The organism is Pontibacter sp. CAU 1760, assembly GCF_054482735.1.
In genome coordinates this window covers 259,106-276,333 of record NZ_JBTLRL010000006.1, presented here as the reverse complement: position 1 = coordinate 276,333, position 17,228 = coordinate 259,106, and the positions used below count along the sequence as shown (strand labels likewise).

The following is a 17,228-nucleotide window of genomic DNA, read 5'->3' as shown; positions in this document are numbered from 1 at the left end:
CCCCTCGACCTTTTTTTACCATATTTTCAGCACAACAAAATTAGTATATAGCACACATGATATCATTGATTTATGCTTTTCATAAAGTTAAAACACGAATGAATGTAACACGGGAATAATTGATTTATGACAACATTTCTGCCATAATATCGTCCAAACAATAGATATGCTAAATACCGTTGTATGAAATAATACAAAACATGAATAAAATACTTCTACTCGCTTTTGCGCTGTTTTTATCCAATTTTGCTTCTGCGCAAAGCCCGGATGACAAACCGGAGGAAAAGCCGACTTTGCAGCTAGGCGGCGCGCTTCGCTTTAATTATAACCTCTCTACCTGGAAGGATGACCAAGTGGAACGCGGCGGGGATTTCGGGTTTGATGTCTTCCGCATCAACGCCATCGCAGCCTACAAGGGCATTAAACTGAATGCGGAATACCGCCAATATTCCGAAGGGTTCGGTGGCGGCTTCTTGAAGCAGGGGTGGTTTCAATACGACTTTTCGGATGTCTCCCAGATACAGGTCGGCCTCAACCAGGTGCCTTTTGGTATTCAGCAGTACAATTCGCATAACTGGTTCTTCAACATTACTTATTATGTGGGCTTCGAGGATGACCACGACATGGGCGTGAAGTATATACACGATACGGGCAGGTGGCAATGGCAGGCAGCTTTTTACAAAAATGCGGAGGAGTTTGTATTCGGACCATCTGAACCGAGCCCAAACCGCTACTCTTATGACATAACCGGCCGCAACAAAGAAAACAACCAGCTTAACTTCAAGGCGCTCCGCCGTATAGGTGAAGGCATGGAGCATGAGCTGGGAGCATCGGTGCAAGGTGGTTTGGTGTATAACCTCGACACAGAGGAAAACGGCACCCGCCACGCCAGCGCCATCCACTATGAGTACAAGCCACAGGAAAGCCCTTGGAACGTGAAGCTGCAAGCCATGTATTACCGGATTAACCCGAAGTACGCTACAGGGCAGGATCTCGATTTTGTGGAAATGGGCGCTTACGGAGCCAATTACAATGTGGCAGACAAAGGCGAGCTCTATACGGCTAATGTTTCCTACCACCTTCCCATCGACTCCAAGGTGCTGCAGGGCATCACTTTCTACGACAACTACGGCTACTATAACAAGCGCGTAGCAGGCTTCGAAAACTCGCACATGAACGTATTAGGCGCCCTATTTACGGCAGGCTCTATGTATATCTACACCGATGCCGCCTTTGGGTATAACCAGCCCTGGCTAGGTCCGCAGTGGGCAAATGCCTTTACCGAAGGCACCCCCGGCGATACCGACTGGCACATGCGCTTTAACATCAACATGGGATATTATTTCTGATCATAAAAAGCTAGATGAATGAGTAAAGTAGCAAGAAGCGACACCAAGAAATCATTTGGGCTGGAAGTAAACGGTCCTGTTTTCTGGTCTTCCATTATCATATTAATTCTAAGTATTACCCTGGTGCTCATTTTCCGGGAGGGTGCAGAGGCATTTTTTGCGGACGTACAGGCGGCGGTTACCTCCACCATGGGCTGGCTGTTCATCCTGAGCGTGAACGTATTTGTGGTCTTCTGCCTTTACATGGCATTTGGCAAGTTCGGCGATATACGGTTGGGCGGCAAAAACGCAAAGCCTGAGTTCAGCACATCCTCCTGGTTTGCCATGCTGTTCAGTGCAGGTATGGGTATCGGCTTGCTGTTCTGGAGCATCGCTGAGCCGATCAACCACTTCCAGACGCCGCCGATGGGTGAATCGGGTACACCGGAGGCCGCGCGCCAGGCTATGAACTTCACGTTTCTGCACTGGGGTTTTCATGCCTGGGCCATTTATGCACTGGTGGGGCTTTCATTGGCATACTTTACATACAGCCGTAAATTACCGCTCACCATCCGCTCAGTGTTCTACCCGTTTCTAGGCGAACGCATTCATGGCCGGATCGGTGATGTGATTGACGTGTTGGCAGTGATCGCCACGGTGTTCGGCCTGGCCACTTCCCTGGGATTGGGTGTAAAGCAGGTGGCAGCCGGTTTGCACCATGTGTTCCCGGTGATCTCCAGCGACGTTACGACCCAGGTCATGCTGATTGCCGGCATCACAGGTATAGCCACTATTTCGGTGGTGACCGGTGTAGACAAAGGGGTACGTATCCTGAGCGAGTGGAACATACGGATTGCCCTGTTAGTGTTGGTAGCCGTGCTCGTTTTAGGACCGACAGTGTTTATTCTGGGCTCTTACGTCCAAAACACCGGATCATACCTCGGTAATTTTCTGCAGTTATCTTTCTGGAATGAGGCCTATGCCACTACAAACTGGCAAGGGGGCTGGACCGTCTTTTACTGGGCCTGGTGGATCTCATGGGCGCCATTCGTGGGTATTTTTATTGCCCGTGTCTCGAAGGGCCGTACCATCAAAGAGTTTGTGCTGGGCGTGCTGATCGTGCCTTCTCTGCTTTCTTTCCTCTGGATGACCGTTTTCGGAAGTACTGCCCTGCGCGATGTGCTGGCCGGGGAAACTGCCGTAGCAGAAGCGGTGGCGACCGACATGTCCACTGCCTTGTTCGTGTTCTTCGAGCAACTCCCCTTCTCCACGGTGCTCTCCGTGATCGGCATTATCCTCGTCACGGGCTTCTTCGTCACGTCTTCCGACTCCGGTTCATTGGTGGTGGATAGCCTGACCTCCGGCGGTCGCGCAGACTCCCCGGTGGCCATCCGTATCTTCTGGGCCCTGGCCGAGGGTGCTGTGGCGGCTGTACTGCTTTTAGGCGGAGGCCTGCAGGCCCTCCAGACGGCGGTGATCATCACGGGACTGCCTTTTGCCATTATACTGCTCATTATGTGCTACAGCTTATACCGTGGCCTGAGCGAAGAACTGGAAGAGGAAACTAAATTGGGCCATGCACAGCAGCGCAAGGACTACCAGCAGCTGGTGTCTGAGGTACTCTCAAAGCGTGCCGTGAAACATGAGGCTAAGTTGGCCGAGGGAAATAACAGAGAAAATAACACAAACAAACCGATACTATGATAGCGATCGACGCGATGATGGTCTGCCTGGACCTGAGTGACATAGATGAGAAATTAGTAGCGTTTACCCGCTCTATCTGCGAGCGCCTAACCGTTAGGAAGGTATACTTCGTCCATAATGTCAGAACCTCTGAGTTGAGCGACGATTTCAGGGACTTCTTCGGGGACGTGGATTTGGTAAGCGAAATCGAGGGCAACATCTCCGACATCGTGGCGGAAGGATTTGGAAACGCTGCCGAGTATGAGATCCTGGTAAGCGAGGAGCCGAACACGGAGGTGATCATGGCTGAGCTCGTGAAGCGCTACAAGATAAAACTGACGCTGCTTGGCAAGCGTATGAGCGACAAAAGCACGGGAGCCCTTGGCAGGAAGCTGCTTCGCATCCTGCCCTGCAGCGTGCTCGTGCTCCCTGAAACAGCCAGCTTCAACATCAGCAATGTCCTGACGCCTATAGATTTCTCGGACACCTCCATCCACGCCCTGCACCTGAGCAAGAGCCTGGCAGACCAACTGGGCCTTCACCTCGAAATTGTACATGTGTATAAGCTCCCGACGCAGTATTTCCCCCTGATCTCAGAAGAGAAAGCGATCAAAAAGGCTGAAGAAGTGGTGCGGAACAGGTTTACGGAGATGCAGAAAGACCACAAGGAAATTGCTGACCTACCCTATACCCTGGTGCGGGCTGCCGGCAAGAGCATTGCGGAACGGATTGTGTTACAACTGCGCAAGGGCAAGCATGACCTGCTGGTGCTTGGGCTAAAAGGGAATAACCCAATTCCGTCGCTCAGCCTGGGTAGCGTGCCTACGCAGATTTACAACATGGAAATCAACACGCCGCTTTGGCTGGTTTACTCCGAAGAGGTCATCAAATAAGCGAAATCAAATTACCCGGGTATAATAAGACCCATCCCCGTTTAACCTTTTTGATTGAAAGGTATAAACGGGAATGGGCCTTTTTTTAGCTTTGATGCGAACTAGGTGTTCATGGTATTCTGCACCAGGTTGCTGATTCCGGTTACGACCATATCCACGCCAATGGCCCCTACAAAGAAGCCGTTGATGCGCAGCAGTAATTCCATGTTCTTATCGAAAGCGGTTTGCACCCTTTTGGAGCGCATCCCTCCCCTGATCATCTTCAAGCCCATAATGATGGCAAAGTTAAAGAACATGATCAACACCAGCGAAAGCACGCTCTGCCAAAGCACCAGTTCGTCGGCCATCAGGATGGTCAGGGAAATGGTGCCCGCGCCTACCATAAAGGGCAATGCAATCTCAGAAGCAAGGTCGTGCAGGTCTCCCTTAATCTGGATAAAGGCTTTTTTGCCCTGCACAATAAAGATATAGGCAAGCGAGAAAAGAACTATCCCGCCAAAAATCCGAAAGGACTCAAAATTTATCCGGAACACTTTCTGGAACACCACATCACCGAACAATAAGAACACCATAAAGATGAAAAACGAGATGATGGAGGCTTTCAGGAAAACGGAGCGAAAATCCGCGTCCGAGAGGTCCTGCATGACTGGCTTTAGGTATAAAAAAAGCGCAAATGGATTCAGCATCACTAAAAAGCTAAAAATTGCTGCGATCATAGGCTGGTGTATGGTAATTATCGGTAAAACAATGTTTTGAGCTCCTGCAAATGCGCCTACGTAAGCGCTCCGAGCAGGAAGAAGCCACAAGTTGAGAAATCCTGAGGCAAAACCAAGGCTAGAGCGGCACCCGCGGGTAATTTTCTACCTCCTCCTCCTTTCCTTCCCTGGATTTCACAAGTCGACTTGGCCTGTTCTGCTGTGCTGCTGCGCGGGCATTTTCCAGTGCTTGTGCCTCGTCCTCGTGCTTATAGAGGCACTCCCCGTCTCGGTTTAGCACACACCACTGCTGGGCGCCCTCATCCCACTGCACCTTAAAAAAATTGCCGCCCGGCGACTCTTTGTTACGTATCAAGTCGAGGATGATCTTGCCGTCACTTTTGTTGCCATCGGGGTATAGCATGGGCAACATGGCGAAGAAAATGTAATACAGGGAGAAATAGGTAAACTGATACGTCAGCATGCCCGCTTCCAAATGGTTGTGCTCAATCAGGTAGATGATAACCAGGGCGCCTATGGCGTTGAAAAAAGAGCCTCCGGCAAACACCAGGATATTGGCAAGCCGGTTGTTGCGCCTCAGGTTATCAAAGGTGCATTGGCCGTACCAAAAATAGTATTTGCGCACCTCCACCATGCCTACCCTAAGGATCACGTTCCCGGACCCTATGGTTACCTTGATGTTTTTAGCCCCCATGAGCCAGGCAAAAAAAACATGCCCTGATTCGTGCAGAAAAGAGATGATAGGTAACACCAGGAAGAAAGCCAGAAAAAACTTAGGCAGATCTTGTAACTCAAACATAGGCTATAACATACGCTTTCGAGCTTATAGGTTTACATCTTTGGGTATAGAGTTACCCGCGCGCATAGAACTGTGTTGAAAAAATTAAAGGCCGCCTTCCATTTCAGGGAAGCGGCCTTAGGTATACGTTTCAATATGCTAATTCTTTGCCTGAACGGGCATGTCTTCCAGTTGGGCGTAGCTTAGTTTCCAGGAACCGTCTTCGCCTTTTTTCCAGAGCAGGATAAAGTTCCCCTCACCGTACCCATGGGGCATCTCCGGAGAACTTGGCAGTACATCCACAGAGAAAGTACCCGCCTCGTATGCAATCTCCCCGTCTTCGCCAGAGCTGACAACATTTGTCTTCAGATCTTTGATGGTGCCCAGCGTTTCGCCTACCCACTTTTCCGCAACTTCGGCTTTGCCTTTGTAATGGGCCTCGCCCTGCACAAAATCTACATCATCAGCCAACAAGGCATTCAGCTCACTGGCGGCATTATTGTTCCAGGCGGCGATAAACTGCTTGTTCAGGTCCTGAATGTTTACCGTTTCCGCTGTCTGCTTGCATGAAGTGAATAGGGTAGCAAAGGCTAATATTAACACGAATGGTTTCATAATCTTATTTCTTTAGGTGGAAAATAGGCAGCTGGCAGCGGCAGGTCTATACAAGTCTATTGACCTGCCGCCGCAGCATGCTTTACCAGCTTTTTCTTCGATATTCTGAGGTATAGTAAGGTTTGGTTGGGTCGCCATACGAGTCGTTTGGCAGCAGGGCCATGTTATAGATAACCGGGTCCTGCGCAGTTTGGTAAGAATTCAACGCGGCTACCGCAGGTGGTATAGAGGCTGGCGTTGCGGCTCTGTTAGTGGCTGCAACAGTATTGCTCTCAGCACGGCGCGCGGTAGCGGCTCTGTTAGCGGCTGCAATCCGGTTGGCTTCCGCAATTCGGGCGGCCTCGCGCTCTTTATTCTTATTGTCGATTCGCTTACCGATGACATAACCGGCACCTCCGCCGACCGCACCGCCAATTACGCCTCCTACCACACGGTTGCGCTTATGGATCACAGCACCGGCTGTCGCGCCGGTGGCAGTACCGATGATCGCCCCCTTCGCTTGTGGGCTCCACTTTTTCTTTTGTGCTTCAGCTGATCCGCCAAATGCTACCGCTACCAGCAGTAACAGGCTCAGAATATAATGTAACTTGTTCATACAATTTTTCTTTAGTTGAATAAAACTTCTTACTCCATGAAAATCAGGTTAGCAATAGATATGCCAAATAAGTTTTCACCTTCTATTAAAGGCTCTATTTCGATTTAGCTTTAATGCCTAAATATCCCCTTTCACCTTTATGAATGGACTCTTTACCTGACATATTACCGCTTTCACAAAACATGACGCTCAATTAAAATATTCCTTGAGCGTATAGATAGAAACAGTATACTACATCCTGCATATACTTGTTGCCTTCCTGACCCGCAATGCCCAGAGAGGGACTTTAGTTAAAAAAACAGGACAATAAATACGGTCATCAACTTGCTCAATACGAAAGCCCTAGCGCCTGTCGCGAAGCCGCGAAACTGACAAATTCGGCACTACAGCAATCCATAACCCGGTTGCTCCCGTTAGTATAGGCATAACCTTTAACAGAACTCAAACAGACGAAAATGGTATTAAACAACATATTCTTATTTATAGGCGGCTTAGGTGGCACAGAGGTAATCCTTATTTTAGTGGTAGTCTTGTTGCTTTTCGGTGCTAAAAAGATACCTGAACTTGCAAAAGGCCTTGGCCGCGGTATCCGGGAGTTTAAAGACGCAACCAACGAGATCAAGAACGACATAGAAGATTCTTCGAATAATCATGAGCGCAGAGCTTCTGATGAGCGCAGAACCCATCAAGAGGTACGCACCCCGGAAACGCACCACACCACTGAAACACACACTGGAAAAACCACGCTATAAACTGGTTTTTAGCTTGATCCTTATATACTTTGCTTAAGTTTAGCAGGAGTTATAGGGGTTAAAACAATAGCGTAGGCGTAGCAACAGTTGTATATAGTAAAATCATATACTAGACTGTTGCTACGCCTATGTCTTTTAAGTTCTGGAAGAAAGGAAATCCCAACAAACAAAAATCCGTTACCCGCGAGTGGGCGAATGCGGCACTTTTCGCTGTGGTGTTTGCCACGCTTATCCGCTGGACGAGTTTTGAGCGCTATGCCATACCTAGTTCCTCGATGGAGGGCTCGCTACTGGTTGGCGACTATATCTATGTGAGCAAACTGCATTATGGCCCCCGCACTCCGGCCACACTGCTACAGGTTCCGCTGACTCACCAAAAGCTCTGGGGAACGGCGTTACCTGCCTACTCAGACCTTACCGGATTCAACCATACCGCCTGCCCGGCTTTTCTTCTATCCATCGCCACGATGCCGTAGTATTTAATTTCCCTGCGGAACAGGAACACCCGCTCGATCAGAAGACGCATTATATCAAGCGTTGCCTGGGCCTACCCGGCGATTCCATGAGCACTCGGGGCGGGGATGTTTTCATTAACGGCAAAGTCATACCCCTACCGGAAAATTCTCAAACAAGTTATTTTGTAGTCACTAGCAGGGTGTTGAATCAGGCTTTTTTTAAGGAAAGAGGTATAACCAGCAGCTATCCGGACCAGGGAGGGTACAAGGTTTACGCCTCAGCAGCGCAGGCAGCAGCGTTACAAGAACTGGAATTTGTGCAGGAGGTAAAAAAACAAACGATGCCTGCAGACCAGGCAGATGAGGCCATCATCCTGAAAAGCACTCGTTCACACCCCTCTAACGCCGATAACATGGAGACGTTCTACATACCGGCGGCAGGCGCCAGCATAGCCATCACCCCTCTTACGCTGCAGCTGTACCAGGATATCATTAGGAGGTATGAAAACCAGGGAAAGGCTGTTATCCGCCATGGCAAGCTATACCTCGACGGGAAGGAGCAGCAAACGTATACTTTCCGGCAGAACTACTATTTTATGCTCGGGGACAACCGCCATAATTCACTCGACTCCAGGTTTTGGGGATTTGTGCCCGAAGACCATGTGGTAGGCAAGGCACTGTTTGTGTGTATGTCCACCGACCCCGAAGCTGGTTGGCTGGACAGCATCAGGTGGGAACGTCTTTTTACGCGCATTGATTAAGGCAGGATAGGCCCTCAACTCCTGTTAAAAAAGGTATCCATAGCTAGCTGGAGTGATCGGCAATAATGCGCCACCCCTCCTCAAACCTGCGGAAGATTACGGAAAAATGCCCCTGCAGGTCGCCGGCGGCAACTTCCCGCTTCAGGTGCCATCTGCCTACTACCAGCATAGTTTCAGGCGACAAGGGGCGTACCTCTTTCAGGTCAAACGAGAGTTGGCCCATGGCAGCGGCATCCGGGTATCCTTTCCGGTAATTCTGCAATGTTTGCTGCCAGCCATACGTCAACCCTCTCGAGCCGATAAACAGCAGGGAGTCTGATTGCCAATAACCCTGCATGTAGCATTCCAGATCGCCCTTGTTCCAGCAGGCGCTTTGCATCGCCAGCACCTCCCGCACGGCTTCGCCTGCATTGGTGGTGCTCACTGCCTGTTCTTTAGCGATGTTGCAACTCAGGAGCAGAAATAGGCCACCTGCCAGAAGTAGGTTATTTCTCATCTTCCTCTTTTTGGGGTATAATATCTTTGATGTAGGTGACGCCTCCCAGGCTGCGCATGGCGCGGGCAATGCGTGCCCGCCGCCTTAAAACATACCCGGAAGGCCGTTGCGCGGAGAACTTAATTGGGTTGGGCAGTACCGCCGCAAGCAGCGCTGCCTGCTGCCGCCCAAGCTCCAGGGCTGGCTTCTTGAAATACGTTCTGCTGGCTGCCTCTACCCCGAAAATGCCATTGCCCATTTCGGCAATGTTCAGGTAAACCTCCAGGATGCGCTCCTTGCCCCACAATGCCTCTATCAGCACCGTAAAGTAGGCTTCCATGCCTTTGCGAAGGTAGCTGCGCCCGTGCCACAGAAAAACGTTTTTGGCTACCTGCTGACTGATCGTGCTGCCTCCCCGTATGTTACCGCCCTTTTGGTTGCGCTTGAAGGCATCCAGGATCGCATTGACATCGAAGCCACTGTGCATCGGGAAGAGCTGGTCTTCGGAGGCCACCACTGCCAGGGGGAGCTGGTCCGACATCTCCTCTAAAGTCACAAAAGTGTATTCTATCTGGGGTGATTCTTTGCCAGCATCGGCAGCCTCAGCACGGCGCTTTAGCATGTGCAGGGTAGCGGGCGGCGACACCCACCGGTATAGCAACACCCAGGCAATGCTCAGCAAAAACAGGGTCAGCACCAGTTTTACGAACAACAGCCTAATCGCTTTCAGCCCCAAACGCTTTTTACTCATCTTCATTATGTCCTTCCAGCAGCAAAGGTAATGAGTTCTCAAGACGAAGCAAGGGTCCGGCCATACCCCTAACACTGGCAGCCTTGCTACGTAACATGAAAAAACCTTGCACAATCTGTTCACTTGTTTGTTACGCTTATAACAAATCGACAAAATGGCCCGATATATCCCGCTCTTTCCCCTGAACCTTGTGGCTTACCCAGGCGAGAAACTGAACCTGCACATATTTGAGCCGCGCTACAAGCAACTGGTGCTGGAGTGTGAGGAAGCAGGCAAAACCTTCGGCATCCCAACCTACATCGACCAGAGTGTCGGAACATTCGGCACTGAAATGGAGATACTAGACATCGAGAAAAAGTATGAGAACGGGGAGATGGATATCCGAACGAAGGGGGTTCACGTGTTTAAAATCATCCACTTCGACAAAATGGCACCGGGCAGGTTGTATGCGGGCGGCGAGGTGGAGGAAATGCCCTCTATCCTGAACGAGGACATCGTGGTGAAGACAAAGATCACTGAGGCGCTGCGCGTGCTGTACGATTCTTTAGGCCTGACACGGCTGTTCGATGACCTGCCCGCCAATTACATTAGTTTTGACATTGCACACAACCTTGGCCTGACACTGGAGCAGGAGTATGCCCTGCTGCAACTACAACACGAAGGGGCGCGGCAGGAAATGATTCTGGAGCACCTGGAGCGCATCATGCCCGTGCTGCAGGAAACCGAGCGCCTAAAAGAGCGGGTGCGCCAGAACGGGCACTTCAAAAACCTGCAGCCACCTTCGTTTTAGCCTTTATCCCCCCGCCTTATGCTGACTTACTTTCTCATCATTGTACCCACGCTTTTATTGTCGTTCCTGGCCTTTAGTTATTGGCAGGAGCGCAAGTACAGGCGCAAGCCCTACTACAAGCTCTCAGACCTGGGCTGGCAGCGCCACTCCCCTCCTGCCGATGCCAAGCTGGTGCATTCGGTGGCGATGTTGGGAGACGTGGGCGCCATTGCCATCGACGGCAATGACCCTGTGATGAGCTTATTTGAAAGGTGGCAGCAACAGGCGGGCAAGGCAAGCACCGTGCTTTTTCTGGGGGACAATTTATACCCCATCGGGTTGCCGGAACCGGGCCACCGGCTGCGTGAAGCGGCCGAGACGCGGCTGAACATCCTATTGGACCATGTAAAGGCTTCTGCAGGCAAGGGTATTTTCCTGAGCGGCAACCACGACTGGCTGAAAGGACGTGCCGGTGGGTATGCGCAGATGCTGCGCCAGGAGAAATTTGTGCTGGAGAAATTGCAGGATAAAACCTCCTATTTACCACAGAACGGTTGCCCGGGGCCAGATTGCCTGCAGCTGGCCCCGGGGCTATTGCTGGTCATCATCAACACGCAGTGGTTTGTGCAGCGGGGCGAAAAGCCATTAGGCAGCAAAGACGGCTGCCCCTATACCCACATCGAAGAGTTTTTCATTTCCTTTAACGATATCCTGCGCCGCAACCAGCACCAGCGCATCCTGATCGCGGCACACCACCCCTTGTACAGCAACGCCATGCACGGCGGCAAATTCACGATGAAGCAGCACATTTTCCCGCTCACGGCGGCGCATAAGCGCATCTACATCCCGCTGCCTATCTTCGGGTCGCTTTACCCGTTTTATCGCAAGCTGTTTGGGGCATATGAAGATATGTCGCACCGCAAATACAAGCAGATGCGCAAGCGCCTGCTCCGCATCATGCACCGCTACAGCAACATCATTTACGTGGCCGGCCACGACCACAACCTGCAGCATTTTGAGGTGCAGCAAAACCATTATGTCGTGAGTGGCTCGGGCAGTAAAACGGCTTTCGTGAAAAAAGGCAGCAAAGCCACTTTTACGTTAGAGGAACTGGGCTTTTTTGTCTTCAACTATTACAGCAACGGCGACATCTGGATGGAGGCGTTGGCGGCTGAGGGAACTGACGAAGGCACAGTTGTATTCCGCAAGAAGCTGGACAGTGTGCTGCAGCCGTCACCTGAAAAGGCAACGGCGACAGCATAACCCTAGATTTCCGTGTCGTCCTGGTGCGGCGGCAAAATCACCTTAAGGCTTTTAGGGTGCATCTTCACCTCGATCCGCTTGCCCAGGTCAACCGGCTCGCCGTCAATATGCAGCACTTCGCCTTCCAGGTTATGGATAACCGCTGACTTGCAGCTAAGCCGATGGCTGTACACGGAGGTGTCGATGCTGTCGGTATACAGCTTGTACATGATGCCAATGCCCGCCGCTTTCGGGAAAGGGTCGATCAGGCAAATCTCAAATTGCCCGTCGTTCAGTATTCCGTCCGGGTTGATCGCCGCATTGCTGCCAAAGGCGTTGGCGTTGGCAATCGTCACCATAAAGGCCCTTCCTTCAAACACTTCCTTGTCTGTTTCTATCCGGTATAGCTTGGGTTCATAAGACAGGTATTCCTGGAGCGCAATGCGGGCATAAGACCCTGGGCCGCGCACGCCACTCTCGCAAAAGCCTTTCACCACCAAGGCATTAAAGCCAAGGTCGCTTAAATGAATAGAGGGTAAGCCGTTAAGCGTAAGCGTATCGATGTTGCGGATAATGTTGTGGTGCAGCAGCTCCAGCGCCTCTTCTGTGTCCTGGGGTATGCCGAGGTCCTTGGACAAGCCGTTGCCCGAACCAAGCGGAATCATGCCCAGCGGTATCTCTGTGCCGATCAGCAGGCTGGCCACCATGCTCACCGTACCGTCGCCTCCGGCCGCAAACACGGCATCATAGGAGTGCTCTTTAAGTTTGGCCTTGATTTTCGCCTCATCGTCTTCCCCGGAAGTGCGGTAAATCTCGCAGTTGATGGCATGCGCCGCACACATTGCTGCGATGTCTTCCTCCAGGTCCTCTTTTTCTATATCTCCTGCTATCGGGTTAATGACAAAAAGCAGGTTGCGCAATGTTCTATTTTCCATAAGTTGTCGTTCACGCTAATGCCCCTTCATACGCATTCAGGTGGTATAAGGTAGCAATTGCGGAAAGTAATCCAGCAGAGACTGATTACCTGCCCCTTAGCTTCAAAGTGTTTTAAAGTTGATCCTGTCGCTAGGTATAAATGCTAGGTGTGACTCTGCATAAACCCCGGCCCTCCGGCACTGCCACACGCCGCTCTAAACACATGCAGCACGGGCAACATAGCTTTTGGGTTATCGCCAACAGCAGTAGTCCACTTAAAAGCGACTTTGTCCGATTCCAGGGCATCATCGCGGCCCTGGCGCATGCTCAGTGCATGCCCTACCCTGGCTGCCACTAGCACCGCCCCCTACGGTATAGCCACGTTGAGCTTTAGGCTCGCACTCATTTGCCTCTCCGCTAGATTGTAAATGCAGCCTATGCCATTGCCTCAGCAGCTAGCACATCATCGCGCCCCTGGAGCTGTTGTTTCCATAACGTGAGGGCTGTTTTTTTCACCACTCTTTTACTTTTTGAGGGTATTGTCGTACTACCTGTATGGTTTGGCCAAAATAAGACCAAGCTTAACCTAAACCTTAAAAACTATGAATATGAAGCGTGCATTCGGTGCCATCCTGACTATACTGGGGATTATTGGTATCATCTGGGGCGCATATGCCTTCGTGATGGGAGGTGACGGTGCCATGATTGGCAAGTTCACCTCAGCTGTGCCTTTCGTGGTGGGCCTGATTTTCTTCTTTGCAGGCATCAACCTTGTGAAGACAACCAAGGATACAGCCTAACTCGAGAATAGCTGCAAACAGAAAGCCCCGGAAGACTGCACTTCCGGGGCTTTCTGTTTGCAGCTATTTATCCTGTTAAAGCATTGCCACTGTATTTGTGGCGAAGTGCTCCTTCACATAATCTTCTGCGGCATGCGTTGTGTCCAGATACTTTGAGCTATAGTTGCTGTCGTTTCCATGAATATACAGCACTGTTTTGTCCTTGATGGCCATGATCACATCCTTAGACACTTCCTGAGGCACGGCAGGGCACCCTAAGCTCCGGCCTAAGCGGCCATACCGCTTCACAAAATCAGAAGTAGCGTAATCTGCGCCATGCATCACGATAGCGCGCTCCATGGCATTGGAGTTATACTTGCCATCCATCCCGCTCAGGCGCAGCGACAGGCCGTGCTTGCCATAATAGGTCGCATCTGTGAGGTAAAAACCGAGGCTGCTCATATAGGAGTTCGGGCGATTGGAGAAATTCAGGGCTTTGTCCTCGCCGGTATTGCGGCCATGCGCCACCAGCGTATTGAACAACAGTTTTTTCGACTTCAGATCAACAATCCAAAGGCGCTTCTCCCGGCTAGACTTCGTAAAGTCGATCACCGTCAACACTGATTTTGATGGAGAAACCAGGCGCTGGCGCTTGAGGTTCTGAAAACCAACCAATGCCTTTTCAAAAACCTCAATAGAAAGGCCTTTCTTCTGTAAATTGGCTTCGTTGTATACTTCAAGGGTATAGTCCTTGAAGGCCATTTCCTTTTCGGTTAACGAAAGGAGGGCCATGTTGTCGCTTAGCGCAGCATCAGCTGCAGGCGCCAAGGTACGTGATACATCAGGAGAGGAAACGAGTGGGGAAGTAAACGATAACAAGCCGAGGGCGAGCGACGCTAGGGTTACTTTTAACATAGATTTCTTTGGCTTCAAGTTTGGGTTCATCTAAGCAACAGGCTAAACGCCCTAAATTGTTCCGCTACGGGCAAAACAGCTTGTTCAGGGCACGTAATGTGTGTCTGGTTGCAGCACTTCTACTATTGCACTTAACTATTGCTGTGCTGCACTATCACTTACATAACGGCAGCATTAAACTCAAAATTGTGCCTATAGCTTGTGTGACAGAAATACTTGCTGCAACTTTACCTTATAAAACTAAAATATGAAAAGTCGTATTGTATATACCCTGTTAGTGTGCGGGCTGGCAGGGCTTGGCGCCTGTGGCACTCCTGATGGCTTTGAGGATTTCGACAGCGCCGCCTGGAAGAAGGATTCCTTTGCCTGCGCCGGCGATCGTCAGAAATTGGTCGAAGATTTTGAGCAGGTACGCAAAGAGCTTTACGGGAAGAAAGAATACGTGCTGCGCAATGTACTGGGCAGACCCGACAGCGAGGAATTGCTGGAACGGAACCAGCGTATTTACTATTACTATATCGAGCCCGGCACGCAGTGCTCTGACCGTACAGCGCTGTCAGCTGCTAACCGGGTAGAAGTACGCATCAATGCGCTCGGGAAAGTATCGGAGGTGGCTTATAACCACCCCTATAAAACGACAAGGCCCGAATAATCGGGCCTTGTGCAATATCTTATAGTTTGCTGTGGCGCATTATTTATTTCCTGATATGACCTGTGCGTTAAACCGGCCTTCCAGCTCTAAGTAGCGGTGCATCTGCTCCTCGCTCAGTACCTGCTTTAGGCTCAGATCGCTTTCTGCAAAAATGTGCTGGTAAGCCTCTGATAACAGGAGTTCATTGTTTTTATTCCCCTGCTCCGCCTCCAGCATTCTCTCAAACCGTGCCGCATTTAGATGCTCCACCTGCCTGCATTGGTCTGTGCTGAGTTTCAGCTCCTGCTTCATTTCCAGGTTTGCCATTTCAACCCCATCCAGCTGCATAGCTAACAATACTTTGTCTAACCTGTCGTCCGTTAAGCTCATCTGCTGCCCGTAGGTCCCGTAAGCCAACACCAGCATTCCTAACATTAGTAACCCTTTTCTCATATCTGCTTAAATTACGTCCCTTCTAATGCACTAATTCCTGCTCTCTTAAACGCTTCTTTCTCAGATTAGTTAACCGTTACGCAATTGTAACTCTTGCTGAAACTCCTGTAATTCATACTATACCTTAAATAGATTTTATCTTTAAATAAGATTTTTCAACTAAAGGATTAATTTCCCAGATTTCCCTGTTTGCTCGTAACAATAGCTACTCAAGCGGGTATACCTTTAAGAAGAATAATTGGATTTTTACATCATGTACTGATTGCTAACTGACCGTGGTGCCGGTGCATACAAAAAAACGATATGAGGACTACTTACTATAACCCCAGTAAACTAGAAGTAAATTTTGCAAAGGCTTTGGAAGAGCTAACACCGCACCTCGAAAGCAAGCTTGACAAAGGAGAGCGTGTTGTGGGCATCGAGGCCATCCATGACGCTGACAACCCGATGGTTATCTATAAACTGGAAGACAAGGAGGGGGATTTGCACGAAGTAGTGGTACAGATCATCCAGCGCCCCGACCACATAGTAAAATAGCGCCTTCCCTACACCACATACAAAAAACACCCGGCCACTTATTAAGTACAAGCCGGGTGTTTTTTTGATGCCAAATTCAGTGTTAAATATCAGGGACTGTTGGGTACCTTGTAGTCGCGGCGTTTGAAGTACTGCATGGCGATGAACGAGATCATGAAGCCGGAGATAACTCCCTCCAGCATCAGGACAGAAAAAATCACGATGCCCGGCGTGCTCTTGATTCGCTGCCCAAAGTAATCCTCTGCCGACAGCACCTCCAGCATCTCGCCATTGGCCAGTTTAGCATACACCACCATAAACGTTGCGAAGAGCACGGTAGACACCGCCGCCGTGATCATACCGGTTCCAAGTCCTTTGAAGTAGCCGACCTCTCCGCCCGACACCTTTTTCAATCCTTTGATTGCGAGCACCACCCCCACAGCCATGATAAGCCCGTTCAGGAAACGGAGCTCCACCACGTGTGCAAGGCCAACCAGCTTCATCAGCAGAAAGTATGCGATGAATCCGGCAGCAGTGAGTAAGCCGTATTTCAAGCCTATTTTTTCCATATTCAGCAGTAAGAATTCAAAACTCTTTTATAGCTTCTGTAGCGATGTACCAATTACATCTGCCCTGGCATGGAGTGGTCGCGGCGCTTAAACCATTGCATAGAAATAAAGGCAATGAAAAAGCCCGGCAAGGTGCCATGCACCAGCGTTACCAGAAACATCGAAAGCACGGAAAGCCCTTCCGGGAACAAGCCGCTCGTGCTCAGCGCATCCAGGTACTCGCGGTTAAGGGTAGTAACGAAAACAAGCAGGAACAAACCCAGGATTAGCGAGGAAACAAAGGCTGTGATCACGCCAATGGCTAAGCCCGGGAAATAATGGACGATCCCGCCTGATTTGCGCTTATAGTTTGATATAGCCACCACAATACCAATGATGAGGAAAATACCACTCAAGTACGAAAGCTCCACGTTCTCGCTGAAGCCTAACATCCACATCAATAAAAAGAAAACGATGTGTGCTATCCCTACCAGAATACCATATTTGATTGCAACGTTCTGGAAAGACACATTAGTTGATGCCATATTAAAGTCTATTTAGATTACGGTTTATTAATTTTGCTATAAGGAACAGATTAGCAGCACATTTGGTTAAAGAAAGGCGACACGAAGTGAATAAGATGCACCATTTGCCGGCT

22 protein-coding genes and 1 pseudogene are annotated in these 17,228 nt (G+C 50.1%); 12 read left to right on the top strand and 11 right to left on the bottom strand.

Going from position 1 to position 17,228, the window contains the following annotated elements; all coding sequences use genetic code 11:
- The first annotated feature begins 200 nt into the window (after positions 1-200).
- Genes ACXYMU_RS11030 through ACXYMU_RS11020 form a run of 3 tightly spaced genes read left to right on the top strand, consistent with a single transcriptional unit; the run spans position 201 to position 3,904 of the window.
- Positions 201-1,349, top strand: coding sequence for a hypothetical protein (locus tag ACXYMU_RS11030; RefSeq protein WP_458986445.1), 1,149 nt, complete (start codon positions 201-203; stop codon positions 1,347-1,349).
- Between the two features lie 18 nt (positions 1,350-1,367).
- Positions 1,368-3,032, top strand: a complete 1,665-nt coding sequence (locus ACXYMU_RS11025; protein WP_458986444.1) for a BCCT family transporter — start codon at positions 1,368-1,370, stop codon at positions 3,030-3,032.
- Positions 3,029-3,904: a universal stress protein gene (locus tag ACXYMU_RS11020; protein WP_458986443.1), complete on the top strand. Its 876-nt coding sequence runs from the start codon at positions 3,029-3,031 to the stop codon at positions 3,902-3,904. The genes ACXYMU_RS11025 and ACXYMU_RS11020 overlap by 4 nt, the downstream gene beginning before the upstream one ends.
- A gap of 101 nt (positions 3,905-4,005) precedes the next feature.
- Here the strand turns inward: ACXYMU_RS11020 and ACXYMU_RS11015 are convergent, their stop codons facing one another.
- The 4 genes from ACXYMU_RS11015 to ACXYMU_RS11000 form a co-directional block, all read right to left on the bottom strand.
- Positions 4,006-4,620, bottom strand: a complete 615-nt coding sequence (locus ACXYMU_RS11015; protein WP_458986442.1) for a MarC family protein — start codon at positions 4,618-4,620, stop codon at positions 4,006-4,008.
- Positions 4,621-4,738: 118 nt separating this feature from the next.
- Complete coding sequence (locus ACXYMU_RS11010; RefSeq protein WP_458986441.1) at positions 4,739-5,419, bottom strand: site-2 protease family protein; 681 nt, start codon at positions 5,417-5,419, stop codon at positions 4,739-4,741.
- Between the two features lie 138 nt (positions 5,420-5,557).
- On the bottom strand, positions 5,558-6,013 hold the full coding sequence (locus ACXYMU_RS11005; RefSeq protein ID WP_458986440.1) for a YybH family protein: 456 nt from the start codon (positions 6,011-6,013) through the stop codon (positions 5,558-5,560).
- A gap of 82 nt (positions 6,014-6,095) precedes the next feature.
- A complete protein-coding gene (locus ACXYMU_RS11000; protein ID WP_458986439.1) occupies positions 6,096-6,608 on the bottom strand; it encodes a glycine zipper domain-containing protein in 513 nt (170 codons plus the stop codon).
- Positions 6,609-7,063: 455 nt separating this feature from the next.
- Between ACXYMU_RS11000 and ACXYMU_RS10995 the strand changes: the two genes are divergently transcribed.
- From ACXYMU_RS10995 to lepB, 4 genes and pseudogenes are all read left to right on the top strand, one after another.
- A complete protein-coding gene (locus tag ACXYMU_RS10995) occupies positions 7,064-7,360 on the top strand; it encodes a Sec-independent protein translocase subunit TatA/TatB (protein ID WP_458986438.1) in 297 nt (98 codons plus the stop codon).
- Between the two features lie 128 nt (positions 7,361-7,488).
- A complete protein-coding gene (locus ACXYMU_RS10990) occupies positions 7,489-7,836 on the top strand; it encodes a S26 family signal peptidase (protein ID WP_458986437.1) in 348 nt (115 codons plus the stop codon).
- Positions 7,782-7,928, top strand: a pseudogene (locus ACXYMU_RS10985) (S26 family signal peptidase); the annotation flags it as partial. The gene ACXYMU_RS10990 and the pseudogene ACXYMU_RS10985, both read left to right, overlap by 55 nt.
- 90 nt (positions 7,929-8,018) lie before the next feature.
- Entirely contained in the window at positions 8,019-8,576 is a 558-nt protein-coding gene (gene lepB / locus ACXYMU_RS10980; protein ID WP_458986436.1) for a signal peptidase I, read from the top strand.
- 43 nt (positions 8,577-8,619) lie between these two features.
- On the opposite strand, the gene ACXYMU_RS10975 is transcribed toward lepB, so the two are convergent.
- Positions 8,620-9,072, bottom strand: coding sequence for a YybH family protein (locus ACXYMU_RS10975; RefSeq protein WP_458986435.1), 453 nt, complete (start codon positions 9,070-9,072; stop codon positions 8,620-8,622).
- Positions 9,062-9,802, bottom strand: a complete 741-nt coding sequence (mtgA, locus tag ACXYMU_RS10970) for a monofunctional biosynthetic peptidoglycan transglycosylase (protein ID WP_458986434.1) — start codon at positions 9,800-9,802, stop codon at positions 9,062-9,064. Before mtgA ends, ACXYMU_RS10975 begins: the two co-directional genes overlap by 11 nt.
- A 154-nt stretch (positions 9,803-9,956) precedes the next feature.
- On the opposite strand from mtgA, the gene ACXYMU_RS10965 reads away from it, so the two are divergent.
- Positions 9,957-10,592 carry an LON peptidase substrate-binding domain-containing protein gene (locus ACXYMU_RS10965; RefSeq protein ID WP_458986433.1) on the top strand — a complete coding sequence of 212 codons (636 nt, stop codon included), beginning with the start codon at positions 9,957-9,959 and terminating at the stop codon, positions 10,590-10,592.
- An 18-nt stretch (positions 10,593-10,610) separates the two neighbouring features.
- Complete coding sequence (locus ACXYMU_RS10960) at positions 10,611-11,834, top strand: metallophosphoesterase (protein WP_458986432.1); 1,224 nt, start codon at positions 10,611-10,613, stop codon at positions 11,832-11,834.
- Positions 11,835-11,836: 2 nt separating this feature from the next.
- On the opposite strand, the gene ACXYMU_RS10955 is transcribed toward ACXYMU_RS10960, so the two are convergent.
- Positions 11,837-12,748, bottom strand: a complete 912-nt coding sequence (locus tag ACXYMU_RS10955) for a diacylglycerol/lipid kinase family protein (protein WP_458986431.1) — start codon at positions 12,746-12,748, stop codon at positions 11,837-11,839.
- Between the two features lie 582 nt (positions 12,749-13,330).
- On the opposite strand from ACXYMU_RS10955, the gene ACXYMU_RS10950 reads away from it, so the two are divergent.
- Positions 13,331-13,528, top strand: coding sequence for a hypothetical protein (locus ACXYMU_RS10950; protein WP_458986430.1), 198 nt, complete (start codon positions 13,331-13,333; stop codon positions 13,526-13,528).
- 75 nt (positions 13,529-13,603) lie between these two features.
- Here the strand turns inward: ACXYMU_RS10950 and ACXYMU_RS10945 are convergent, their stop codons facing one another.
- Entirely contained in the window at positions 13,604-14,422 is an 819-nt protein-coding gene (locus ACXYMU_RS10945) for a murein L,D-transpeptidase catalytic domain family protein (RefSeq protein ID WP_458986429.1), read from the bottom strand.
- Positions 14,423-14,669: 247 nt separating this feature from the next.
- Between ACXYMU_RS10945 and ACXYMU_RS10940 the strand changes: the two genes are divergently transcribed.
- On the top strand, positions 14,670-15,074 hold the full coding sequence (locus tag ACXYMU_RS10940) for a hypothetical protein (RefSeq protein ID WP_458986428.1): 405 nt from the start codon (positions 14,670-14,672) through the stop codon (positions 15,072-15,074).
- A 39-nt stretch (positions 15,075-15,113) separates the two neighbouring features.
- On the opposite strand, the gene ACXYMU_RS10935 is transcribed toward ACXYMU_RS10940, so the two are convergent.
- Positions 15,114-15,506 (bottom strand): hypothetical protein, encoded by a 393-nt coding sequence (locus ACXYMU_RS10935; RefSeq protein ID WP_458986427.1) that lies wholly within the window; start codon positions 15,504-15,506, stop codon positions 15,114-15,116.
- A gap of 303 nt (positions 15,507-15,809) precedes the next feature.
- On the opposite strand from ACXYMU_RS10935, the gene ACXYMU_RS10930 reads away from it, so the two are divergent.
- Positions 15,810-16,043 (top strand): hypothetical protein, encoded by a 234-nt coding sequence (locus tag ACXYMU_RS10930; protein WP_458986426.1) that lies wholly within the window; start codon positions 15,810-15,812, stop codon positions 16,041-16,043.
- 89 nt (positions 16,044-16,132) lie between these two features.
- Here the strand turns inward: ACXYMU_RS10930 and ACXYMU_RS10925 are convergent, their stop codons facing one another.
- Together ACXYMU_RS10925 and ACXYMU_RS10920 are read right to left on the bottom strand one after the other, a co-directional pair.
- Entirely contained in the window at positions 16,133-16,591 is a 459-nt protein-coding gene (locus ACXYMU_RS10925) for a DUF4199 domain-containing protein (protein WP_458986425.1), read from the bottom strand.
- A 53-nt stretch (positions 16,592-16,644) separates the two neighbouring features.
- On the bottom strand, positions 16,645-17,115 hold the full coding sequence (locus tag ACXYMU_RS10920; protein ID WP_458986424.1) for a DUF4199 domain-containing protein: 471 nt from the start codon (positions 17,113-17,115) through the stop codon (positions 16,645-16,647).
- Positions 17,116-17,228 lie beyond the last annotated feature (113 nt).